Annotated in this window: 19 protein-coding genes; 17 read left to right on the plus strand and 2 right to left on the minus strand. The window is 33.8% G+C overall.

The window, feature by feature from the left end; all coding sequences use genetic code 11:
- Nucleotides 1-64 precede the first annotated feature (64 nt).
- The 11 genes from lepB (BR44_RS01710) (at nucleotide 65) to BR44_RS01760 (ending at nucleotide 11,135) form a co-directional block, all read left to right on the plus strand.
- Nucleotides 65-610: a signal peptidase I gene (gene lepB, locus BR44_RS01710; protein ID WP_034550055.1), complete on the plus strand. Its 546-nt coding sequence runs from the start codon at nucleotides 65-67 to the stop codon at nucleotides 608-610.
- A 24-nt stretch (nucleotides 611-634) separates the two neighbouring features.
- The gene (gene lepB, locus BR44_RS01715) at nucleotides 635-1,309 is read left to right on the plus strand and encodes a signal peptidase I (RefSeq protein WP_034550058.1); all 675 of its coding nucleotides are present in this window, start codon (nucleotides 635-637) and stop codon (nucleotides 1,307-1,309) included.
- A 75-nt stretch (nucleotides 1,310-1,384) separates the two neighbouring features.
- Nucleotides 1,385-2,254, plus strand: a complete 870-nt coding sequence (gene ylqF / locus BR44_RS01720) for a ribosome biogenesis GTPase YlqF (RefSeq protein ID WP_034550059.1) — start codon at nucleotides 1,385-1,387, stop codon at nucleotides 2,252-2,254.
- Nucleotides 2,255-3,040, plus strand: a complete 786-nt coding sequence (locus BR44_RS01725) for a ribonuclease HII (RefSeq protein ID WP_034550061.1) — start codon at nucleotides 2,255-2,257, stop codon at nucleotides 3,038-3,040.
- Between the two features lie 137 nt (nucleotides 3,041-3,177).
- Nucleotides 3,178-4,062 carry a DNA-processing protein DprA gene (gene dprA, locus BR44_RS01730; protein WP_034550062.1) on the plus strand — a complete coding sequence of 295 codons (885 nt, stop codon included), beginning with the start codon at nucleotides 3,178-3,180 and terminating at the stop codon, nucleotides 4,060-4,062.
- Nucleotides 4,063-4,266: 204 nt separating this feature from the next.
- Complete coding sequence (gene topA / locus BR44_RS01735; protein WP_034550064.1) at nucleotides 4,267-6,345, plus strand: type I DNA topoisomerase; 2,079 nt, start codon at nucleotides 4,267-4,269, stop codon at nucleotides 6,343-6,345.
- A gap of 141 nt (nucleotides 6,346-6,486) precedes the next feature.
- Entirely contained in the window at nucleotides 6,487-7,386 is a 900-nt protein-coding gene (xerC, locus tag BR44_RS01740) for a tyrosine recombinase XerC (RefSeq protein ID WP_034550066.1), read from the plus strand.
- 39 nt (nucleotides 7,387-7,425) lie between these two features.
- Nucleotides 7,426-7,968, plus strand: coding sequence for an ATP-dependent protease subunit HslV (gene hslV, locus BR44_RS01745; RefSeq protein ID WP_281173118.1), 543 nt, complete (start codon nucleotides 7,426-7,428; stop codon nucleotides 7,966-7,968).
- Nucleotides 7,969-7,983: 15 nt separating this feature from the next.
- Nucleotides 7,984-9,396 carry an ATP-dependent protease ATPase subunit HslU gene (gene hslU, locus BR44_RS01750; RefSeq protein WP_156954978.1) on the plus strand — a complete coding sequence of 471 codons (1,413 nt, stop codon included), beginning with the start codon at nucleotides 7,984-7,986 and terminating at the stop codon, nucleotides 9,394-9,396.
- A gap of 22 nt (nucleotides 9,397-9,418) precedes the next feature.
- Nucleotides 9,419-10,228, plus strand: coding sequence for a GTP-sensing pleiotropic transcriptional regulator CodY (gene codY / locus BR44_RS01755; RefSeq protein ID WP_034550075.1), 810 nt, complete (start codon nucleotides 9,419-9,421; stop codon nucleotides 10,226-10,228).
- Between the two features lie 10 nt (nucleotides 10,229-10,238).
- On the plus strand, nucleotides 10,239-11,135 hold the full coding sequence (locus tag BR44_RS01760) for an aldose 1-epimerase family protein (RefSeq protein WP_034550077.1): 897 nt from the start codon (nucleotides 10,239-10,241) through the stop codon (nucleotides 11,133-11,135).
- Between the two features lie 54 nt (nucleotides 11,136-11,189).
- Here the strand turns inward: BR44_RS01760 and plsY are convergent, their stop codons facing one another.
- The gene (gene plsY, locus BR44_RS01765; RefSeq protein ID WP_034550080.1) at nucleotides 11,190-11,810 is read right to left on the minus strand and encodes a glycerol-3-phosphate 1-O-acyltransferase PlsY; all 621 of its coding nucleotides are present in this window, start codon (nucleotides 11,808-11,810) and stop codon (nucleotides 11,190-11,192) included.
- 427 nt (nucleotides 11,811-12,237) lie between these two features.
- On the opposite strand from plsY, the gene parE reads away from it, so the two are divergent.
- The 6 genes from parE to BR44_RS01795 all read left to right on the plus strand — a co-directional run bounded on the left by parE (nucleotide 12,238) and on the right by BR44_RS01795 (nucleotide 22,094).
- Nucleotides 12,238-14,241 (plus strand): DNA topoisomerase IV subunit B, encoded by a 2,004-nt coding sequence (gene parE, locus BR44_RS01770; protein ID WP_034550082.1) that lies wholly within the window; start codon nucleotides 12,238-12,240, stop codon nucleotides 14,239-14,241.
- Nucleotides 14,231-16,684, plus strand: coding sequence for a DNA topoisomerase IV subunit A (parC, locus tag BR44_RS01775; RefSeq protein ID WP_034550085.1), 2,454 nt, complete (start codon nucleotides 14,231-14,233; stop codon nucleotides 16,682-16,684). The genes parE and parC overlap by 11 nt, the downstream gene beginning before the upstream one ends.
- 331 nt (nucleotides 16,685-17,015) lie before the next feature.
- Nucleotides 17,016-19,244, plus strand: a complete 2,229-nt coding sequence (pflB, locus tag BR44_RS01780) for a formate C-acetyltransferase (protein ID WP_034550088.1) — start codon at nucleotides 17,016-17,018, stop codon at nucleotides 19,242-19,244.
- Between the two features lie 47 nt (nucleotides 19,245-19,291).
- The gene (pflA, locus tag BR44_RS01785) at nucleotides 19,292-20,053 is read left to right on the plus strand and encodes a pyruvate formate-lyase-activating protein (RefSeq protein ID WP_034550091.1); all 762 of its coding nucleotides are present in this window, start codon (nucleotides 19,292-19,294) and stop codon (nucleotides 20,051-20,053) included.
- Between the two features lie 113 nt (nucleotides 20,054-20,166).
- Nucleotides 20,167-21,114, plus strand: coding sequence for a LysR family transcriptional regulator (locus tag BR44_RS01790; protein ID WP_034550093.1), 948 nt, complete (start codon nucleotides 20,167-20,169; stop codon nucleotides 21,112-21,114).
- Nucleotides 21,115-21,164: 50 nt separating this feature from the next.
- The gene (locus BR44_RS01795; protein WP_034550095.1) at nucleotides 21,165-22,094 is read left to right on the plus strand and encodes a manganese-dependent inorganic pyrophosphatase; all 930 of its coding nucleotides are present in this window, start codon (nucleotides 21,165-21,167) and stop codon (nucleotides 22,092-22,094) included.
- 867 nt (nucleotides 22,095-22,961) lie between these two features.
- Here BR44_RS01795 and BR44_RS01800 read toward each other — a convergent pair.
- On the minus strand, nucleotides 22,962-24,140 hold the full coding sequence (locus BR44_RS01800; protein ID WP_051912460.1) for a YcjF family protein: 1,179 nt from the start codon (nucleotides 24,138-24,140) through the stop codon (nucleotides 22,962-22,964).
- Nucleotides 24,141-24,227 lie beyond the last annotated feature (87 nt).

Below are 24,227 nucleotides of genomic sequence, written 5' to 3' on the forward strand. Positions count from 1 at the left end.
AAATAGTTATTTCCATCTTTTTCTTGTATGATAGAAACAAATAGACTAGTTTGGAGCGACAGTTATGGAGAAAAAAACTTGGAAGAGCCATTTGTGGGATTGGTTTAAACCCTTTTTGTTTGCGGTGGTACTGACAATTTTCTTTCGGAATTTCATTTTTTTGCCAATGACTATTGAAGGTGCTTCAATGATACCAACATTTCAGCAAAATGATGAAATCATAGTAAGAACGATATACCACATCAATCGATTTGATTTGATTGTTTTTAAAGATGATTCTAACCGAATACTAGTAAAAAGAGTTATTGGGTTACCTAATGAGACACTGCAGTATGAAGACGATCAATTGTATATAGACGATGTATTAATCAAGGAACCATTCCTAAACAATTCATTAGTCGAGCGTGCTAGTGGGACGTGGACATCTAATTTTACGTTAGAAGAAATAACAGGTCAGATAACCATTCCTGAAGATGAATATTTCGTTCTTGGAGATAACCGTAGATCTAGTAATGATAGTCGTTATTTTGGTTCTGTTTCTGCATCTGATATTATTGGTGAAACATCGATGATTTATTATCCATTTAAACGTTTATCCTTTGTTCAATAATTTAATAGAAAGTAGTGGTAATCAGTGAGTAAAACAACTTATTCAGATGGAAGAGATTCACAGACAGAAAGTTTCGAACCAAGAAAAGCTCGATATACGAATGGTGGAGAATATTCAAAAAATAATAAGAAAAAGAGTTTTGCTTCTGAGGCAGGAAATACTTTATTATATGTTATTATAGCCATCATTATTTTTTTTCTTATTCGTCAATTCTTGTTTGTACCCGTAAGTGTTGATGGCGATTCAATGTATCCCACACTTCACGACAATGACCGTCTAATTTTAAATAAAGTCGAAAAGACAAATCGATTCGATATCATTGTTTTTCCAGCACCTGACAATCCTGATGAGCCAACTATTTCAGATAAGCAATACATTAAGAGAGTTATTGGTGTGCCTGGTGATGAAATTATGGTGGTTGATGAAACATTATATGTAAATGGTGAAGTGGTTAAAGAACCTTACCTAGAATCGGTTAAAACTAAATTGGTTCCAGGAGAAACGTTAACCGATGATTTTACTTTAGCATCCGTGACAGGCATAGAAAAAGTTCCAGATGATTCCTATTTTGTAATGGGGGATAATAGGACTAATTCGTTAGATAGTCGAATATTTGGGTTTATCGATGAAACGACTGTTTCAGGAACAATAGATGTTCGTATTTGGCCTTTGAATAGTTTTGGTATGCTAAATAATTAAAAAAGAGACACCACCAAAAAAAGGAAGAGGCCTTTTCGCCCCTTCCTTTTTTGGAATGGTGAAAGGAGAAAAGATATGACAACAATTCAATGGTTCCCAGGACATATGGCTAAAGCCAGAAGGCAAGTTACAGAGAAACTTACATTAGTCGATGTTGTATTTGAGCTAGTAGATGCAAGAATTCCATTGTCTAGTCGTAACCCGATATTAGATGAATTAATTGGAGAGAAACCCCGTATAGTTATTTTAAACAAAAGCGACTTAGCTGATAGTGTCTTAGTTCAAAAATGGGTTGCTTATTTTAATAATCAAGGTATTTCAGCTGTTCCTATTGTAGCACAAGAAGGCATGGGGATGAAAAAAGTTATGAGCGAAGCGAAGAGATTATTAAAACCTAAATTTGATCGTATGGCAGCACAAGGACGCAAACCTCGTCCAATTAGAGCCATGAGTATTGGTATTCCAAATGTAGGTAAATCTACCCTTATTAATCGATTCATAAAAAAAAATGTAGCTCAAACGGGTAACAAACCTGGGGTAACTAAAGCCCAACAGTGGCTCAAATTAAATAAAGAACTTGATTTGTTAGATACACCAGGAATTTTATGGCCGAAATTCGAAGATCCTGAAGTAGGTAAGAAACTTGCTCTAACAGGAGCAATCAAAGACACCATTTTACAATTAGATGATATTGCTTTATATGGCTTAGAGATAATGAAAGAAAAATATCCAGCAAACCTTGCTGCACGTTATCAATTATCTGAAACAGAGATGGCATTAGAATCGCCAGAGTTATTGATGTTAATAACTGAAAAAAGAGGATTCATCGATGATTACAGTCGAGCAGCAGAAATGATTGTTTATGAAATACGTAGTGGAAAAGTTGGTCGCTATACTTTAGATGATATTCCCGAAAAATCTCCTAACGAAACGAGAAAAAACTAAATGGAAAAACCATTATCTGTTGCTGCAATTAAAGCTCTACTAAGCGAGATTGATTATCCACTAGATGAACGCATTTCTATTTTTCAAGTGGACCAAAGAAAAGGTGTTGTAGCAGCTTTAAAGACTTGGGAAAAACGATTAGAAAAGCAGCAATTAAAAGAAGATAAATTCAAAAAAATGCTGCAAAACGAACAAGCAATTTGGGGTAGAGGATTATCTTTTATTGCTGGAATTGATGAAGTTGGTCGTGGACCTTTGGCTGGTCCAGTAGTAGCAGCAGCTGTCATTTTGCCAAAAGATTTTCAAATCCTAGGAATCAATGATTCAAAGCAGTTATCAAGTGAAAAAAGAGAAAAATTTTTCATAGAAATACAAGAACATGCTTTAGGAATAGGAATAGGCATAAAGGATCATAGTATCATTGATGATATTAATATATACCAAGCAACGAAGTTAGCTATGTTGGAAGCTGTTCAACAACTGCCACAGACTCCGGGATATCTATTGATTGATGCTATGAAATTGCCAACAACTATTCCTCAAGAAAGTCTAATAAAAGGCGATAGCAAAAGCCTATCTATTGCTGCAGCCAGTATTGTTGCAAAAGTGACTCGTGACCGTATGATGAGCGAATATGATCTTTTGTATCCTGGCTATGGATTTGCTCAAAATGCCGGATATGGAACGAAAATTCATTTAGAAGGTTTAGCAAAATTGGGTGTTTGTCCAATACATCGCCACTCTTTTGCACCTGTTAGAAATACAGTAAACAAAAAAAGATTTTGAACCAATGACACAATACTATCCAATTACATCACGGATAGTATTTTTTTGTAGTAAATAAAATAATGAATGGAGTATAGCATTGCGGATAATTTACTAGAGGGATGCACCATAAAAACAGAAACCCAAAGGAGAAAGCAATGGATAAACAGCTTCTGGAACAAAAAATATTTCATTTAGCACATTGTCAAGGAATAGGCCCAATCAGTCAGGTTAGAATGATCTCAGCGCTACTAGATAATAGTCGATTAACAGCTTACCAATTAGCCATATGCGCTCATTTACCAACTAAAAATAAAGATGCTTTTTTAGAAAGCTATGCCCGTATTGAACCAGAAAGACTAAAGGAAAAGTATAAACTACAAGGAATTCAATGGATTACATTATTGGATAGAAGCTATCCTGAATATTTAAAAAACATTTATAATCCGCCAGCAATTTTATTTTATAGAGGAAATTTAAAACTATTAGAAAAAAATTTGTTAGCTATTGTAGGTTCAAGAAAAAATACGCCTTATGGAACTCTAATATTGGACAAATTATTACCTGAATTGATTGGAAAAGGACTCGTTACCGTCAGTGGATTAGCAAAAGGAATTGATTGCGCTGTTCATCAAAAAACAATGTTGCTAGGTGGAAAGACTATCGCCGTAATTGGAACGGGTTTAGACTACTCCTACCCTTATGAACATAAAAAACTACAGAAAGATATCGGGGATCACCATTTGGTTATCTCAGAATATCCATTAGGAGTAAAACCATTGCCTTATCATTTTCCAATGCGAAATAGAATCATTGCTGGCCTATCTTTAGGTACATTAGTTGTAGAAGCAAAAGAGCATAGTGGTAGTTTAATTACAGCTAATTTAGCTTTGCAAGAAGGGCGAGAAGTGTTTGCTGTTCCTGGATCAATTACGAGCCTTTATTCAGCAGGAACAAACAATTTAATTATGCAAGGAGCAAAATGTGTTCTGTCTGCTACTCATATTTTAGAAGAGTTTATTTTTGATAAAGATAGCCATTAAATGACGCTAATTATTTATATAAACACTCTCTTTTCTTCTATATTATAGATAAAAATATAGATAAAAAAAGACCTTTTTCAATTTTTTTTAATTACTATAGTTGACAAATGGGTATGAGATGGCATAAGATGATTAACGATTTCTCTTTTGATTTAAAAATGATCAAAGATAGAAAATATGAGCTCACTTGAAAGGAGCATTTCATTGGCCTATAAATACCTCGTAATTGTTGAATCACCAGCTAAAGCAAAAACAATTGAAAAATATTTAGGTAAGAATTACAAAGTGGTTGCTAGTTTAGGTCATATACGTGACTTACCGAAAAGCCGCATGGCAATTGATGTAGAAAACAATTATCAACCCGAATACATTTCGATTCGAGGCAAAGGACCTTTAATTAAAGAATTAAAAAAATTCGCGAAGAAAGCTGAAAAAGTTTATCTCGCAGCTGACCCGGATAGAGAAGGGGAAGCAATAGCATGGCATCTTAGCCATTTGTTAGGATTAGATATAAACGATAAGAATAGGGTAGCGTTTAATGAAATTACCAAAGAGGCTGTTAAAGGGGCTTTTAAAGAGCCTCGTTCGATAGATATGCAATTAGTGGATTCTCAACAAGCTCGCAGAATACTTGATCGTCTTGTAGGGTACACGCTTAGTCCTATTCTTTGGAAAAAAGTAAAAAAGGGATTAAGTGCGGGACGTGTTCAATCCATCACACTCAAACTAATTTGTGAACGAGAAAAACAAATTGCTGACTTTAAACCTGAAGAATATTGGAGTATTGAAGGAAACTTTAAAAAAGGCACTAAAAAATTTAAAGCACATTTTCACGGTTTAAATAATAAAAAAATGGACCTTAAAAATGCAGCAGATGTTAAAAAAGTTATTCAAGCAATTAAAGGCGATGAGTATGAGGTAACAAAAGTAACCAAAAAAGAACGCAAAAGAAATCCAGCATTGCCGTTCAAAACAAGTAGTATGCAACAAGAAGCTGCTAGGAAATTAAATTTTAGAACACAAAAAACAATGATGATTGCTCAACAGCTTTATGAAGGGATTTCTTTAGGGCGTGGTGGAGCGGTAGGCTTAATCACTTACATGAGAACAGACTCAACAAGAATAGCAGATTCTGCTAAAAATGAAGTCGTCGAATACATCACGAAAGAATTTGGTCCAGAATTCTCTGCTTCAAAACCACGTGTAGGTAAAAAGGCAGCTAGTGCACAAGATGCCCATGAAGCTATTCGTCCATCCAGCGCGATGCGAACACCAAAAGATATTGAAAAGTATTTAACAAAAGATCAATACAAACTATATAACCTCATCTGGTCAAGACTAGTCGCTAGTCAAATGACACCTGCGATATTTGATACAGTAAAAGTTGATATTACCCAAGATACCGTTTTGTTTAGAGCAAATGGCTCAACGTTAAAATTTCCAGGATACCAAAAAGTATATATTGAAGGTACTGATGATGGTAAGGAAGAAAAGGCCAATATTTTACCAGAACTTACAAAAGGAAATTTAGTGACCGCTGTTGATATTGAATCAAATCAACATTTTACTCAACCTCCTGCACGTTTTTCTGAAGCTACTTTAATCAAGACATTAGAAGAAAACGGCGTTGGACGCCCATCAACATATGCTCCTACACTTAACACTATTCAAAAGAGGTATTATGTTAAGATCCAAAGTAAACGCTTTGAGCCGACTGAATTGGGCTTAATTGTCAATAATTTAGTGGTAGAAAACTTTCCACAAATTGTTGATATTCATTTTACTGTTGAAATGGAAGAAGATTTAGATGCGGTTGAAGAAGGAAAAGAAGAATGGACAAATGTTATTGACCGTTTTTACAAACCCTTTATTAAAGAAGTAGAGAATGCTGAAGAAAATATTGAGAAAATTCAAATCAAAGATGAACCGGCTGGATTTGATTGTGAGTTATGTGGACACCCAATGGTCATCAAACTGGGACGATATGGAAAATTTTATGCTTGTAGTAATTTTCCAGAATGCCACAATACAAAAGCGATTGTAAAAGAGATTGGGGTAACTTGCCCATTATGTAAAGAAGGACAAGTAATTGAAAGAAAATCTAAGAAAAATCGTTTATTTTACGGATGCGATCGTTATCCTGCTTGTGAGTTCGTATCATGGGATAAACCAATTGGCAGAAATTGTCCAAAATGTGATCATTATTTAACTGAAAAGAAAACTAAAGGAAAAACACAAGTTGTCTGCAGTCATTGTGATTACAAAGAAGAAACTCAAAAATAAAGGTCGGATAACTGACCGATAACTAAATGATACTAAATTGTTTAAAAATTCAGTAAATTTGAAATGCAATCAAGTTAATCAATTGTAATCCTTTTACTTCTATGATAAAGTAATTTTGTCATATGAGTGGAGGGATTTTTTTTGAGCAATCATGAATTAAAAAAGATATTTTTATTGTATTTAATTACTGAACGTCATTATTCTGAACTCACTAAAAAAGCTTATGAGGAAGATATTAATGACTTTTCGGATTTTTTGTCGGCCACTGGTGAACCGCGTTATGAATCAGTCAGCCTACAGGATGTTCGTATTTTTTTAGGAGAATTAAGTGAACGTCAGTTAAGTCGAAATACGATTTCTAGAAAAATATCTAGTCTTAGAGCTTTTTATCAATTTCTTTTAAAAAATCATGTGGTAACTGAAAATCCTTTTTCTTATATTCATCTAAAAAAGAAAACGCTTCGTTTACCTCGTTTTTTCTATGAAAAAGAAATAGATGCTTTATTTAAAGCTGTTAAAGGCGAAAAGACATTAGATTTTCGAAACGAAGCTCTTTTGGAAGTTCTTTATGGAACTGGAATCCGTCTCAGTGAATGCAAAAACATACAAATGAAAGATATTGATTTTGATTTAAGCGTTGTTTTAATTCATGGAAAAGGAAACAAAGAACGCTACGTTCCATTCGGTCATTATGCAGCAGCTGCGATTCAAGAATATCTTGAAAAAGGTCGAACGGTGTTGATGAAGAAATACCAAAAAGAACATTCCTATCTTTTTGTAAATCAATATGGTGTACCGATATCAACTTCTGGAATTGAATACGTTCTAAATCAAATCATTAAAAAAAGCAGCTTAACTTCTAAAATACATCCCCACATGTTAAGACATACTTTTGCAACACACTTATTAAACAACGGAGCAGATATGAGAACAGTCCAAGAATTATTAGGACATGCTAGTCTATCTTCAACGCAAATTTATGCCCATGTTACAAAAGAGCATTTACAAAAAAATTACCGTAAGTTTCATCCAAGGGCTTAAACATACAAGGAGAACAAATGGTATATTAATGGAGGAAAAATGATGACAACATTTCATGCAACAACAATATTTGCAATACAACACAATGGTACTTGTGCGATGTCTGGAGACGGTCAAGTTACGATGGGTGAAAGTGTCATAATGAAAGGGACCGCTCGTAAAGTTCGTCGGATTTATAACAACCAAGTATTAGTCGGTTTTGCCGGTAGTGTAGCTGACGCTTTTACTTTAGAGGAAAGATTCGAAGGAAAATTAAATGAATACAAAGGAAACTTGACTCGTGCAGCAGTTGAATTAGCAAAAGAATGGCGTTCAGATCGAGCACTTCAAAAATTAGAAGCTTTACTTATTGTTATGAACAAAGATGAAATGCTAATGGTCTCAGGATCAGGAGAAGTGATTCAACCAGATGACGGCATTTTAGCTATCGGATCTGGTGGGAATTTTGCGCTTGCTGCAGGAAGAGCGTTAAAAAAATATGGTAAGGATTTAACTGCAGTAGAGATTGCAGAAGAAAGTTTAAATGTTGCAGCAGATATTTGTGTTTATACGAACCACAATATTATTGTTGAAGAATTATAAGGACGTGATAAAATGATAAATACTTTAGAAAATATGACACCAAGAGAAATTGTTAGCGAATTAGATAAGTACATCATTGGTCAAAAAGAAGCAAAAAAATCTGTTGCCGTAGCTTTGCGTAATAGATATAGACGTCTGCAATTAGATGAGGCCATGCAAAAAGAAATAACGCCTAAAAACTTGTTAATGATTGGACCAACAGGGGTTGGGAAAACTGAAATTGCTCGCCGCTTGGCATCGATTGTTAAAGCACCATTTATTAAAGTAGAAGCTACTAAATTCACAGAGGTTGGTTATATCGGACGAGATGTTGAATCAATGGTTCGCGACTTAGTGGAAGCAGCAATAGTGATTGTAGAAAAGCAACAATACTCAAGAGTGTATATCAATGCTGAAAAAAATGCGGTTAATCGTTTAGTCAAAATTTTAGTTCCAGGTATTAAAAAAGAAAAAAAGCAATCCAATGCATCAAATCCATTTGAGTCTATGTTTCAAAACATGAACTTAAGCCAGGAAAAACCTGTTGAAGAGGAAGAGGAAGTTAACGAAACCATTACACTTAATCGTGAAACGATAAAAAAACAAATTCGTAGTGGACAGTTGGATAATAGAGAAGTAACCATCGAAATAGAAGAGCACAAAAAAGGAACAAGCTCTCCTATGAATGCTGGTTTGGAACAAATGGGAATTGATTTGAATGAAACATTGGGTGCTTTGCGTCCAAAGAATAAAGTCAAGCGATCCGTTACTGTAAAAGAAGCTTTAGAGATTTTGATTCAAGAAGAATCAGAAAAATTAGTGAATCAAGAAGATGTTTATTCTCAAGCTATCCACTTAGCGCAGAATTCTGGAATTATTTTTATTGATGAGTTTGATAAAATCACGTCTAAAAGTAGTCAATCTGGCGAAGTATCTAGAGAAGGCGTTCAAAGAGATATTTTACCAATTGTTGAAGGGTCACAAGTGTCAACTAAATATGGCACAATACAAACCGATCATGTTTTATTTATTGCTTCTGGTGCTTTCCATGTGTCAAAACCAAGTGACTTAATTCCTGAATTACAAGGACGTTTTCCAATCCGAGTAGAACTAGATGACTTAACAAAAGAAGATTTTGTTAAGATTTTGACAGAACCCAATAATGCTTTAGTTAAACAATATATTGCAATGATTGCTACTGATAATATTGATGTAATTTTTACTTTTGAAGCGATAGAAAGATTAGCCGATATTGCTTATCGTGTAAACCATGAAACAGAGAACATTGGCGCTCGACGTTTACACACAATTTTAGAAAAACTATTAGAAGATTTACTGTTTGAAGCTCCTGATATGCAAATGGGCGAAATTACTATTACAAAAAACTATGTAGATGAAAAAATTGCCCATATTGTTGAAGACAAAGACTTAAGTAGATATATATTATAATAGTTACGTGGAGGAATAACACATGAGTGGATTGCTTCAAAAGATGCGTATGATTAATAATATGCTCCAAAAAAAAGGTGGCGTAGTAAATACTGAGATAGCTAAAGAAGGTCAGTTGCTTTTTAATGATATGGCAAGTATTTTAGCCGACATTTTAAATGTAAATGCTTATTTAATCGATGAATCAGGAACTCTATTAGGTTTTAGCGAAAAGCATAAAATTAATAATGAGCGTGTAAAAGAAATGCTAAAAGCTGAAAAATTCCCTTTTGGCTATTCTAACAGTATGCTCGAGATCACTGAGACACGTGCAAATATTGGGATAGAGAGTGATTATACAATCTTCCCAATTGAAACACGAGATATGTTTACAAATGGCCTAACGACGGTCATCCCAATCTACGCAGCAGGTGAAAGATTGGGGACTTTAATCTTAGCGCGCCTTTTCCCAAAATTTGATGATAACGACTTAATTTTAGGAGAACATGCTTCTACGGTAGTTGGTATTGAAATCTTATATAAAAAATCTACTCAAATAGAAGATGAAGCTAGAAATAGTGCAATGGTTCAAATCGCTCTTAAGACATTGTCTTATAGTGAAATGAAAGCTGTAAAAGCTATTTTTGAAGAACTGGATGGCACAGAAGGTCGTTTAACTACGTCCACCATCGCTGATAAAATTGGTATTACACGTTCAGTTATTGTAAATGCATTGAGAAAATTGGAGTCTGGTGGTATTATCGAGTCTAAATCCCTCGGGATGAAAGGAACTTATATTCGTATCCACAACAAAAAATTTATAAGTGCTTTAGAAAAAGAAACGTTTTATTAAGACACTTAAGATGAAAAGGGAGTTGGTAACTGTGATTAAATTAGAAAACCACTATATAACTGTTACAATTAATGAAAAAGGTGCAGAACAAACGAGTTTGAAAAATAAACAAACCGGTGTTGAATATATATGGCAAGGAGAGGCATCTGTTTGGGGGAGGCATGCTCCTGTTTTATTTCCTTTTGTTGGACGTTTAAAAGACAATCAGTATCAATACGAAGATAAAACGTACAGTATGCCACAACATGGTTTTGCTAGAGATCGAGTGTTTGACGTTACAAAACAAAGTGAAACAGAAGTAACGCTATCTCTTTTTTCAGATAAAGAGTCTAAAGACGTTTACCCTTTTGATTTCCGCTTGAGTATTACCTATCAGTTAAACGAACAATCGGTTAACGTAAGTTATCAAGTTGAAAATGTTAATCAGAATCAACCTATGTATTTTTCAATCGGCGGACATCCTGGTTTTAATGTGCCCTTAACTGAGGATACCACTTTCGAGGACTATTACTTAAGTTTTTCTCCAAAACGTTCAAGAACGATTATTCCTTTAAAAGGAGCTTATATCGATTTCGAGAATCGTACTTTAGGACAGACAAATACAGATATAGCTCTAAGATGGACCCTTTTTGATGATGATGCTCTTATTTATGAAACTAAAAATAAAAATATTTTTTCTATTCTTTCGGATAAAACAAAACGTGGCATTTCTTTTCGTTTTGAAGGATTCCCATACGTAGGTATCTGGTCACCTGCAAAGTTAAAGGCACCTCTCGTTTGCATAGAGCCCTGGTATGGGATAGCAGATACAGCTGATGCAAGTGGCCTATTAGAAGAGAAGTTAGGGATCCAACAGCTAAAAGCTGGCGAAGTGTTTGATTGTGATTACACAATTACTATTCACTAAAGTAATAAAAGCCTGACAGATTATACCTGTCAGGCTTTTATTTCCTGTTTTATATTATTGCTGATGATTCTTTTTGTTTTTTGTATACCCGTATCCAAAAGGAACTTTACTTTCTGTACCAAGTCGAATTCTTTTTATGTTCTCTTTATGCCGGTAAATAATAAAAATGGCTAATATACTTGCTATGATTGTCAATATCCAGTCATTTGTTATCAGGCTAGAAGGGGCAATAATTAGTGAACCAAGGATACTTGAAAAACTAACCATCCTTGAGAAATATAAAATAACTAAAAATAACGAAACACAAAAAACGAAAAATGGTGGATTATATGCTAATAAGACACCCGCACTAGTGGCAACTGCTTTCCCACCTTTAAATTGAGCGAAAAGTGGAAATGTATGCCCGACTACTGCTCCAAGTCCAACGACCATAGGATTTAAATCAGAATTTAAAAGATAAGGGAGACTACCCGCAGCTGTTCCTTTTAACACATCGGCTAACAAGACGGTGACTCCAGCTTTAAAGCCTAAAACGCGAAAAGTATTTGTCGTTCCTGAATTACCACTTCCAAACTCTCGGATATCTTTTTTATATACTTTTTTACCTAGCCATACTCCAGATGGAATTGAACCGAGTAAATAGGCTACCATAAACATCAAAATAATTTTTACCATCTTATTCACTCCTAACTCAGCAAATTATTTGCCAATACGCTATATTTTACCATTTATTTTATTCTAAGGCTAGTGAAATTAAAACTGAAGATGTGCTGAAAACAAGATAAAAGTAAGTTAAACAGGACCTGAAAAAACAGTTACATAGAATTTTTGCTTGCTTTTCAATAACGGAACTAGTTTAATAAGAAGGCAGAGTGTATTTTTAAAATAACCGAACGTACTTTCGTTTTTTTAAAAGAATTAACGATTTTTACTTTTCAATCACATATAGTTAGAGTATTATTGAATAGATACTTAAAGAATCAAACGGATGAATACGAAGTGATGTACTAACTTAATGACCAAGAATAGATAGGATTAAGTTAAAGTGGTTTTTAAGTTTGACACTAAGTATCACGTAATAAGGATTTAAGGAGTTTTTTGAATGCCCAAAAAGATAAAAACAGCATATGACGATACGTCCATCCAAGTTCTAGAAGGACTAGAAGCTGTCCGTAAAAGACCTGGTATGTATATTGGTTCGACTGACACAAGAGGATTACACCATTTAGTGTACGAAATCGTTGATAATTCTGTGGATGAAGCTTTATCAGGCTATGGAAATGAAATTGTTGTTACCTTGCATAAAGACGATAGTGTTAGTGTGAAAGATAATGGTCGTGGAATGCCAACCGGAATGCATTCTTCAGGAATCCCTACTGTACAAGTCATATTCACCATTTTGCACGCTGGTGGTAAGTTTGGTCAAGAAGGCGGATATAAAACATCAGGTGGTCTTCACGGCGTAGGAGCAAGTGTTGTTAATGCACTATCCGAATGGCTGACAGTCAACATTGTTCGTGATGGTGTAGAATATCAACAAAAATTTATCAATGGTGGAAAACCATCTGGAATGTTAACAAATAAAAAAAGTAGTCGTCAAAAAAATGGAACAACCGTTCATTTCAAACCAGATACAAGCATTTTTTCAACCATCAAATACTCGTACGATCTGTTATCAGAACGATTAAGAGAATCTGCTTTTTTATTAAAAAACTTGCGCATTGAATTGATTGATGAAAGAAGCAATCAATCTGAAGTTTTTCATTATGAAGAAGGAATAAAAGAATTTGTTGCTTATTTAAATGAAGACAAAGATACACTGACTCCGATTGCTTATTTTTCTGGAGAAAACAATCAAATTGAAGTAGAATTTTCTTTCCAATATAATGATGGGTACTCCGAGAATATCTTGTCTTTCGTTAATAATGTCAGGACTAAAGACGGCGGAACACATGAATCTAGTATGAAGACAGCTTTGACGAAAACTTTTAACGAATATGCCAGAAAAGTTAATTTATTAAAAGAAAAGGAAAAAAATCTTGAAGGAAGTGACTTCAGAGAAGGACTTTCTGCAATTATTTCTGTACGAATACCTGAAGATATGTTGCAATTTGAAGGACAAACTAAAAGTAAGCTTGGATCAGCACAAGCACGAGGAGCTGTCGAAGCGGTTATAAGTGAACAGTTAAGCTTTTACTTAGTAGAAAATGGCGAAAATAGCCAACAGCTTATTCGTAAAGCTCTTGCTGCCAGAGAAGCAAGAACTGCTGCCAGAAAAGCACGTGAGGAAAGTCGTAATGGGAAAAAACGCAAAAAAAATGATTCCTTATTATCCGGTAAGCTAACGCCCGCTCAAAGTAAAAATGCCAAGCGAAATGAATTATTTTTAGTCGAGGGAGATTCAGCGGGAGGTTCCGCTAAACAAGGGAGAGATCGTAAATTTCAAGCTATCTTACCTTTACGTGGAAAAGTAATCAATACTGAAAAAGCAAAGTTACAAGATATTATGAAAAATGAAGAAATTAATACAATGATTTATACTATTGGTGCAGGTGTGGGTCCGGAGTTTGATATAGAGGCTTGTAATTACGATAAAATCATCATTATGACCGATGCGGATACAGATGGCGCTCACATACAGGTTCTACTACTGACATTTTTCTACCGATATATGAAACCTTTGTTTGAGGCCGGAAAAATATATTTAGCCATGCCTCCTCTTTATAAGCTATCAAAAGGAATAGGTAAAAAAGAAAAGATTGCTTATGCATGGACAGATGATGAACTTGTTGGGATAACAGAAACTTTCGGGAAACAATATATCTTACAACGCTACAAAGGACTAGGTGAGATGAATGCTGACCAACTATGGGAAACTACTATGGATCCAGATACAAGAACGCTTATACGTGTGAGAATCGACGATGCTGCGCAAGCAGAGCGACGCGTATCTGTTTTAATGGGCGATAAAGTTGAACCTCGTCGTAAATGGATTGAATCTCATGTAGAATTCTCTCTTGAAGAGGGCAGCAGTATCCTGGATAATGAACAACTTATGGAGACATCGGAATTAGAAAACGAAGGAAGTGCTATAGATGGAAAGTAGATCGGATGTTCAAGAATTGACTCTTGAAGAAGTGATGGGAGATCGATTTGGTCGATATTCAAAGTATATTATCCAAGAACGTGCACTGCCTGACATTCGTGATGGCTTAAAACCTGTTCAACGTCGGATATTATATGCAATGAATGTAGAAGGAAACACGTCAGAAAAAGGATTTCGAAAATCTGCCAAAACGGTGGGGAATGTGATTGGTAATTATCATCCTCACGGCGATAGTAGTGTGTACGAAGCGATGGTACGATTAAGTCAGAACTGGAAACAACGAGAAGAACTAGTTGAAATGCATGGGAATAACGGAAGTATGGACGGCGATCCTCCTGCAGCAATGCGTTACACAGAAGCTCGCTTGTCTAAAATTTCTTCAGAATTATTAAAAGATATAGACAAAGAAACGGTTGATTTCGTCTTGAATTTTGATGATACGGATGAGGAACCGACTGTTTTACCCGTTAGGTATCCTAATTTACTGGTTAATGGAGCAACAGGTATCTCAGCAGGTTATGCAACCGATATTCCTTCACATAATTTAAGTGAAGTTATTGATGCAACGGTCTATTTGGTTGATCACCCTAAAGCAACAGCTGTCGATTTGATGACCTATCTAAAAGGTCCTGATTTTCCAACAGGTGGTATTTTACAAGGAGTAGATGGCATAAAAAAAGCCTATGAAACGGGCAAAGGAAAAGTGATTCTTCGGTCGAAAACACACATAGAAGAGTTAAGAGGCGGCAAACAACAAATCGTTATTAGTGAAATTCCATATGATGTTAATAAAGCTGTGCTTGTTCGGAAAATGGATGAAATTCGTCTGTACAAAAAAATTGACGGTATTGCAGAAGTTCGTGATGAGTCAGATAGAACAGGGTTGCAAATTGTTGTAGAACTAAAAAAAGATGTTAATGCGCAGGGCATATTGACCTACTTATTAAAAAGTACCGATTTACAAGTTTCGTATAACTTTAATATGGTAGCTATTGATAAAAAGAGACCACAACAAGTGGGAATCGTTAGAATGATAGAAGCTTATCTTGAACATCAAAATGAAGTAATTGTTCGACGAACTCAGTTTAATCTTAGAAAAGCAGAAACTAGGGCACATATCGTTGTCGGTCTGATTAAAGCACTTTCTATATTAGACGAAGTTATTACAGCTATTCGTGCTAGTAAAGATAAGAAGAATGCAAAAGATAATCTTATCGAACAGTTTAAGTTTACCGAAGAACAAGCAGAAGCGATTGTGTCTTTACAATTGTATCGTTTAACCAATACGGATATCACTGCTTTGGAAAGTGAAGCTGAAGCATTAGAAAAGGATATTGCATCCTTTAAAAAAATTCTTACTAGTTCTGTTGAAATGAAACGTGTAATGAAAAAAGAACTTTCTGAAATCAAGAAAAAATATGCTAGTCCCCGTCGTACAGTCATTGAAAATGAAATCGAAGAATTAAAAATCGAAACAGAAGTTTTGGTCACACAAGAAGAAGTGATGGTTTCGGTAACTAAAGAAGGTTATATCAAGCGGACTAGTTTGCGTTCATATGGAGCTTCAAAACCTGAAGAAATCGGTGTTAGAGAAGGAGATTACCCTATTTTTGTAGAGCAGTTGAACACATTAAATCATTTGCTCTTGTTCACAACTAAAGGAAACATTATATATCGTCCAGTCCATGAAATAGCAGAATTCAGATGGAAAGATATTGGAGAACATCTTTCTCAAAATATTGCGCTCGGCCAAGAAGAGACGATTCTGAAAGTTTTCGGCTTAAAAATATTGGATTCTTCAGCAACCTTTACTATTATTAGTAAAGAAGGATTTATTAAACAATCGAATGTAGATAGTCTTTTTGGTCGCAGTTACCTTACAAAGTCATTTATAGTGATGAAATTGAAAACAGAAACAGATAGAGTTGAAAATGTAATCTTCACAGAAATTCAAAAAGATAAAGATGTTTTCCTTATTACTCGAAGAGGATTTGGCTTAAGGTATCCTTTAGCTGAAGTGCCGATAGTAGGAGCAAAAGCAGGTGGGGTTAAATCAATTAACCTGAAAAAAGATGACTATGTAGTTAACGGCATAGTTTTTGATGCAACGGCTTCAAAAACCGAAGTATTAATTCTTACCCAAAGAGGTTCCGTTAAAAAAATGAATATCAATGATTTTGATACTCTAGGAAGAGCAAAACGTGGTTTATTAGTACTAAGAGAATTAAAAAGTAATCCACACAGAGTAGCGTTTTTATTATGTGGTAGTAAAGGTCAAGAATATACTGTACTGACAGAAAAAGATAAAGCAATCCATTTATCAAGTTCTACTTACCAGATAAGTGATCGTTACTCTAATGGTTCATTTATTTTAGATGAAGTAAATGACGGAATCCCTTTAGACGTTCAAAAAGATATTTTTTATGCATTAAAAAAAGAGTAGTTAAAAAGATGAACAGATAAAACTGTTCATCTTTTTTTCTGTACTACAAGACTTGAATTAAAATAAGCATGTGTTAGTACAGTCGTGGGAATAGCGCTTTATTCAATTTTTTTCTTTTACATGTGAATTGATAATCATTCTCAGTTAGATGTAATGATTAAATTAAATACACCTATATATAAGGGTTTTTAAAATGAATGTGACGAAAAAATGAAATTTATTTTATTTTAGGCTACTAATTAGTTTGTTTTATAATGTTCATGTGTTATACTGAGCAAGAAGAAGCTGTTACAGTCAAACGATAGTTAACTAACAAGGAGGCTCATTAAAAATGGAACAATGGACAAAATTTAAAGGTAGAGTATGGCAAGAAGAAATCGATGTTCGTGACTTTATTCAACAAAACTTTAATCAATATAACGGTACTGATGAATTCTTAGCAAGTCCTACTGAGGCAACCTCAGCACTTTGGGAACAAGTTATGGATTTAAATACACAAGAACGCGATGCAGGCGGAGTATTAGATATGGATACCAAAGTTGTATCAACGATTACTTCTCATGCAGCTGGTTATTTAAACAAAGAATTAGAACAAATCGTAGGTTTCCAAACTGAAAAACCATTCAAACGTGGATTGCAACCATTCGGTGGTATTCGTATGAGTGAACTATCTGCTGAAGCATATGGTTTTGAAATTGATCCAGAAGTTTCACATATCTTCCGTGATTACCGTAAAACCCATAATCAAGGCGTTTTTGATGTTTATACGCCAGAAATTCGTGCTGCCCGTCGTAGCGGTATTATTACAGGTTTACCAGATGCATATGGCCGTGGTCGTATCATTGGTGATTACCGTCGTGTGGCATTATATGGAATAAATCATTTGATTGCAGATAAGAAAAAAGACTTAGCTAACACTGGTTACGGTACAATGAGTGACACCGTTATCAGAGATCGTGAAGAAATCAATGAACAAATTCGTGCATTAGCAGAATTAAAAGAATTAGGAAATATTTATGGATTTGACATCTCACAACCTGCCAGTAACGCAACAGAAGCATTCCAATGGTTATATCTTGGTTATTTAGCAGCAGTGAAAGAGCAAAATGGAGCAGCGATGTCTTTAGGTCGTACTTCAACATTCTTGGATATTTATATAGAAAGAGATTTAGCAGCTGGAACATTAACAGAAGAACAAGCACAAGAAATTGTTGATCACTTTGTTATGAAACTTCGTTTAGTTAAATTCTCTCGTACACCTGAGTACAATGATCTATTTTCTGGAGACCCAACATGGGTAACAGAGGCCATTGGTGGTATGGGTGAAGATGGACGTCATTTAGTAACAAAAAGTAGTTACCGTTTCTTACACACATTATCAAATCTAGGACCTGCTCCAGAACCAAACTTAACTGTATTATGGTCAACTCGTTTACCTGAAAACTTCAAAAAGTTTTGTGCTAAAGCATCTATAGAGTCTAGTGCAATCCAATATGAAAATGACGATGTTATGCGTCTTGAATGGGGCGATGACTACGGAATAGCTTGTTGTGTATCAGCAATGCGCATCGGTAAACAAATGCAATTCTTTGGTGCTCGCGCTAACTTAGCAAAAACATTGTTATATGCTATTAATGGTGGAGTAGATGAAAAATCTAAAGTGCAAGTTGGACCTAAATATCAACCAATCACTTCAGAATATTTAGAGTACGATGAAGTAATGGACAAATACGATACGATGATGGAATGGATTTCTGGGTTATATTTAAACACGTTGAATATTATCCACTTTATGCATGATAAGTATTCTTATGAAAAACTTGAAATGTCATTACACGACACTGATGTAATGCGGACAATGGCTACAGGAATTGCTGGATTCTCAGTTGTAATTGACTCTTTATCAGCAATTAAATATGCTAAAGTTAAAACAATTAGAGATGAATCTGGTTTAGTTATCGATTACGAAATTGAAGGAGACTATCCTAAATTCGGAAACAATGATGATCGTGCTGATGAAATTGGTATCTGGTTATTGAAAACATTTATGTCAAAAGTGAAAAAACATCCAACTTATCGCGAATCAAAACATACGACATCTATTCTTACAATTACATCAAATGTAGTTTATGGTAAGAAAACAGGTAATACTCCCGATGGTCGTCGTGCAGGTGCACCATTTGCTCCAGGAGCAAATCCTATGCATGGTAGAGATACACATGGAGCGTTAGCAAGTTTGAATTCAGTTGCTAAAATTCCATACAAATATTCGTTAGATGGAATTTCAAATACATTTTCTATTATTCCAAAAGCTTTAGGAAAAGAGAATGACGTTCAACAATCTAATTTAGCTAGCATGTTAGATGGATATGTTAAAAAAGGTGGACACCACTTAAACGTAAATGTCTTTAATCGTGAAACATTATTAGATGCTATGGATCATCCAGAAAACTACCCACAACTTACGATTCGTGTATCAGGTTACGCAGTTAACTTTATTAAATTAACTCGTGAACAACAAATGGATGTTATTAATCGTACTATGCATGAAAGCATGTAATTAATAGATTGATGATTTAGAATTTAAAGATAAAGGAGCTAACTATCATGTCTGATTCAGCTATCGGCTATGTTCATTCAACTGAAAGTTTTGGTTCAGTTGATGGTCCAGGAATTCGTTTCATTGCATTTATGCAAGGGTGTCGTATGAGGTGTGAATTCTGCCATAATCCAGATACATGGAATATGGGCGGCGGAACACCTTATACCGCAGATGAGTTATTGGGAGAAGCATTAGCTTACCGTGAATACTGGGGAGAAGAAGGAGGAATCACAATAAGTGGTGGAGAACCTCTTTTGCATATTGATTTTTTAATAGAATTATTCAAAAAAGCAAAGGCTGAGGGTGTGCACACAACATTAGATACTTGTGGCCAACCATTCACTTATGACGAACCTTTCTTTAGCCGTTTTGAAGAATTAATGAGTTATACAGATTTATTATTATTTGATGTGAAACAGATTGATGATGAAAAGCATAAAAAATTAACAATGATGTCAAATAAGAATATTTTAGATATGGCTCGTTATTTATCAGATATTGGCAAACCAGTCTGGATTAGACATGTTTTAGTTCCAGAACGATCTGACTTTGATGAAGATTTGATAAGATTAAACGATTTTATCGAATCGTTAGATAATGTTATAAAGGTTGAAATTTTACCTTATCATAAGTTAGGTATTTATAAGTATGAAGCATTAAAAATACCTTATAAACTAGATGGTATTGAACCACCTACTGCAGAGCGTGTAGAAAATGCAAAACGATTATTAAATATAGACCGATATAAACAGTCTATATTATTATAATTTACGTTTATTTTAAAACTTTACAAAAAAAGAGTAACTTCTAGTTGCTCTTTTTTTATTTGTTTATTACACTACCACTATAAACTAATCTTTGAAAAGAATGAGGTGGAAGAATGATAAAAGATAAAAATCTAATGTTTTATTCAAAAGCATTAGATTATTTCCTGCAAATTGTAGAAACAAGGAACTATACCAAAGCTGCTACTATTTTAGGAATCTCTCAACCAGCTCTAACGCAACAAATAAAAAAAATTGAAAAAAAGGTGGGGGCGCCTTTATTTTATTCAAGTGGAAGAAAACTGTATCTAACCGATGTTGGTCATTTAATGTTGCAAATGGCACACTCTATCAATACGATTTTAAACAATACCGCTGATACAATCCAGACAACAATTAACTCAAATAAAGGTGAGATAAAAATCGGTTTATTATCATCGATAGAAGATAAAATATTTACTCAGTTTATTAATGCGTATTATAAAGATAATCCAAATATAAAAGTAACATTATATATGTTAACGCGAGATAATATTTGGAATAAGTTAGAAAACAATCAAATTGATCTTGCAATCATGTATTTACCAGATTATAAAATAAAAAATTGGGACCCTTATATTAGTAAGAAAATAATTGATGAAGAATTAATGTTTCTGCCCCATAAAGCAGAAATGATTAATCAGGATTCTATAAAGCTTATTCAGACGATTAATCAAAAATGGGCCGTTTATCCAGATACATATTATATTAATGATTTATTACGTGAAGAATTTAAAAATCAATTAACGAATTGGCCGTCTATTTCCGCTTATTTAACGACTCCAGAACAACTGTATCGTTTCAGCAAAACAACTAAAAGCTATACAGCATTACCTCGTTCTTTTGTTGAAGCTCAAAAAGAAGAAAAAGAAATAAAAGCAATGAGCTTTGATCCTAAAATTTCATTTCAGCTCTCTTTTGTTTATCGAAATGATAAAGAACAAGTGCCACGAATTAACAAATTTTTAACTAATTTCACTGCATTTTTAAAAGAAGAAACTTATTATAGTAGACTAAAAACATAATTTAGTGAATAATAGAGATATAATTAAGATAATAAAGGAGAGTTTTAATCATGAATAAAGTTTTAATTTTCGGTCATAAAAATCCAGATACAGATGCTATTGCATCTGCCATTTCATTTGCCTATTTACAAAATGAATTAGGAGTAGAATCAGAAGCAGTTGCCCTAGGTGAAGTTACTGAAGAAACACAATATGCTTTGAATCATTTTAACTTTAAAGCACCACGAGTCATACAAACAGCAGCAAACGAAACAAATCAAGTTATGTTGGTGGATCACAACGAATTTCAGCAAAGTGTTTCAGATATAGATAAAGTGGAAGTACTGGCTGTAGTAGATCACCATAGAATTGCAAACTTTGAAACAACTCATCCATTGTATTACCGTGCTGAACCTGTTGGATGTACAAATACTATTATTTTGAAATTGTTTAAAGAGAATGACATTGCTATTCCAAAAGAATTAGCAGGATTAATGTTATCAGCTATTATTTCAGATAGCCTGTTGTTTAAATCACCAACTTGTACTAATGAGGATGTAAAAGCAGCTAAAGAATTAGCTAAACTAGCAGAAACAGATACCGATGCCTATGGTTTAGAAATGCTTAAAGCAGGTACAAATCTTAGTCATAAATCTGCAACTGAATTACTTGATATGGATGCAAAAAGTTTTCCGATGGGTGACAAAAATGTTCGTGTAGCTCAAGTAAATGTAGTAGATGTGAATGATGTGTTTTCTAAACAAGTAGAAATAGAAAAGACAATGTTAGAATTAAGCCTAGTAAATCAGTATGACTTATTTATCTTAGTTGTAACAAACATATTAGATAGTGATTCAGTCATATTAGCAATGGGTGATCCAATTGCAGCGGTTGAAGAAGCATTCAAGATAAAGTTAGAAAACAATAGAGCTATTTTAAAAGGTGTTGTTTCAAGAAAGAAACAAATTGTCCCACAATTAACAGAAGTATTGACTAAATAGATAAAAGTTTAAACTAGAACAAACTATAAGAGGTTTGTTTTAGTTTATTTTGTTTAAAGTGAATTTTAAGAACAGCTATAGACATAGACCAACGAATTAAACTGGAATGAGCTTAAAACATACTAGAAAAACAGTATAAATTGATTGAATGGTATTTTTTAATAAAGTTAACTACTCCGTATAATATATATTATGTAAACTAGATAAAATTTGTAAATGATCCTCTGCTATCTACAGGATCTATTTTAGCCATTCTCTCTTATAGCGAATTATGATATAAAAATGCAAAAAATATTTTTATTCTATTTTATTTTTAAAGTTAACACTTCGTACGTTTTTATATCTGTTTATTTTGTCTATTATTCTATTTTATTATTACTTTAGCAGTATTTATAACCGAACGGAATTTATAAACGAATAAAATAAATTAGTTAAAATATAATTAGTAATTATATAAAAATTCAAATGGTTTAAACAAGTTGCTATAAAGTTGTTAAAATAAAAAATTATACGCAATTTATCATTTAGACTAAATTGCGTATAATTTAAGTTTGGATTTTCAAACTATTTTGTTGATCTATAAGATTTATACAACTAACTAGTTAAAATTTGCTATAATGATTCTCAAATAAACGGATTTAACTTAATATAATGGACTATATATTGATTTTACACGTATTTAACTAGATTTAACATGACTTATATTGATTTTAAATCGATTTAAAATGACATTTTAATACAAAAAATCAGTAAAAACAAGGTGTTTCACGTCTGTTTTGCTCTGCCCCGCCCTTCTTTTTGAAAGAATCAACGAAAGATCGAGGCCCTAGAATGAAATTCGAAATAAGTTGTCTTAATTTTCTCCATTTATTTCCAAAATTGCCATTTACTTTTTTTCTCTTCAAAATTTTCATGAAGTGGTTTCTTTGATTTTTTTAAACGATTTTCAAATTTTTCTTTCATAAGTTTTTCAATATTTTTTAAATCTGGATATTTTCCATCTTTTTCACCTTTTGCAATAACTGTTAGGACCTCTATATAGCTCAATGCTAAAGCTGTAGTCATAATAGATGCAGTAGCTCCACTGATTACTCCTCCGACAATTGTTCCTACACCTGGGATGAATTTAATAACATTGGAAACAATGTACCTGCCGGCGTAAGTAGCTCCTCCAGTTCCTCCAACTGCAGCTAGCATACTTGTGATCGTTGCTTTATCCATTGATATACCAAAAATTGCTGTAATATGAGCTAGCAAAGTTAGTTGCATTGGAACTAACACTGAAGCATCTGAGAAAGGAATTGGCATAAAGCCTACTCCGAACGAGGTAGCTATATATTTAGAGGCCCAACTTCGTGCAGATTTTGCTTTCCGTTCAATATCTACTTGTTGGGCGTTATTAAAAGCTCTTTTTTGTTCCTCTGGAATGATTTGAAAGCTCATTTCGATAAGTTTTTTCAATCCGAATGGCGTGATTGAAACCTCATTTGAAATAACAAATTCTTGTGCCATGACATTTACTACTCCATAAATAGGTAAGTTTAAATTTTCAATATACTTCTTAAATTCTTTTGCCTGATTTCCAATGGATTGTGTTAAAACAACCACAACCGGAATTTTAGTGCTTAATTTTTTAATTAAGTCTAATTCTAAGGGTTCTATTCTTGAAGAGTTGGCATTCACACAATAATAAACTAAATGAATCTCTTCATCAGAAGTAGAAGTTGTTTTTTTACCTTCTGATATCGTATCAAAAATTTCTTTTAATACCTCTTGTTGTGCTTCATTATTTAGTTCTAAACCTCGTGTATCGTATAAGACAACTGGTACGCCATCTTTTGTTATCCTTCTTAAGTGTTTAGTAATAGGACGACCAATCCCGGTTTCAGCTAGATTTTCACGAAAAACGCTATTAATTAGCGTACTTTTCCCAACGCCAGTTTTACCAATTAATAAAATACTGATGGGTTTTATGTTCTTTAGTTCGTTTTCTGTTTTATTCATAATATCATCTACAATATTAAAATTCTTAGCCATTTTTTTCATAATACCCTCCTAAATCTGATGTATAAAGCAGCTGTTTAATTCTTTTTTCAAATTAATTTGCTTGTAGTAGCTCAAATCAGATCTTTA

The sequence above is a fragment of the Carnobacterium funditum DSM 5970 genome, from assembly GCF_000744185.1.
In the GTDB taxonomy this organism is placed as follows: Bacteria; Bacillota; Bacilli; order Lactobacillales; family Carnobacteriaceae; genus Carnobacterium_A; species Carnobacterium_A funditum.

What these genes read in the sequence shown, in the direction of transcription:
- codY (WP_034550075.1), top strand. Translation starts at nt 9,419, where the DNA reads ATGAGTGGATTGCTTCAAAAGATGCGTATGATTAATAATATGCTCCAA.
- parE (WP_034550082.1), top strand. Translation starts at nt 12,238, where the DNA reads ATGCCCAAAAAGATAAAAACAGCATATGACGATACGTCCATCCAAGTT.
- BR44_RS01800 (WP_051912460.1), bottom strand. Translation starts at nt 24,140, where the DNA reads ATGAAAAAAATGGCTAAGAATTTTAATATTGTAGATGATATTATGAAT.
- lepB (WP_034550055.1), top strand. Translation starts at nt 65, where the DNA reads ATGGAGAAAAAAACTTGGAAGAGCCATTTGTGGGATTGGTTTAAACCC.
- dprA (WP_034550062.1), top strand. Translation starts at nt 3,178, where the DNA reads ATGGATAAACAGCTTCTGGAACAAAAAATATTTCATTTAGCACATTGT.
- hslV (WP_281173118.1), top strand. Translation starts at nt 7,426, where the DNA reads ATGATGACAACATTTCATGCAACAACAATATTTGCAATACAACACAAT.
- parC (WP_034550085.1), top strand. Translation starts at nt 14,231, where the DNA reads ATGGAAAGTAGATCGGATGTTCAAGAATTGACTCTTGAAGAAGTGATG.
- ylqF (WP_034550059.1), top strand. Translation starts at nt 1,385, where the DNA reads ATGACAACAATTCAATGGTTCCCAGGACATATGGCTAAAGCCAGAAGG.
- plsY (WP_034550080.1), bottom strand. Translation starts at nt 11,810, where the DNA reads ATGGTAAAAATTATTTTGATGTTTATGGTAGCCTATTTACTCGGTTCA.
- BR44_RS01795 (WP_034550095.1), top strand. Translation starts at nt 21,165, where the DNA reads ATGAATAAAGTTTTAATTTTCGGTCATAAAAATCCAGATACAGATGCT.
- pflB (WP_034550088.1), top strand. Translation starts at nt 17,016, where the DNA reads ATGGAACAATGGACAAAATTTAAAGGTAGAGTATGGCAAGAAGAAATC.
- pflA (WP_034550091.1), top strand. Translation starts at nt 19,292, where the DNA reads ATGTCTGATTCAGCTATCGGCTATGTTCATTCAACTGAAAGTTTTGGT.
- BR44_RS01790 (WP_034550093.1), top strand. Translation starts at nt 20,167, where the DNA reads ATGATAAAAGATAAAAATCTAATGTTTTATTCAAAAGCATTAGATTAT.
- BR44_RS01760 (WP_034550077.1), top strand. Translation starts at nt 10,239, where the DNA reads ATGAAAAGGGAGTTGGTAACTGTGATTAAATTAGAAAACCACTATATA.
- BR44_RS01725 (WP_034550061.1), top strand. Translation starts at nt 2,255, where the DNA reads ATGGAAAAACCATTATCTGTTGCTGCAATTAAAGCTCTACTAAGCGAG.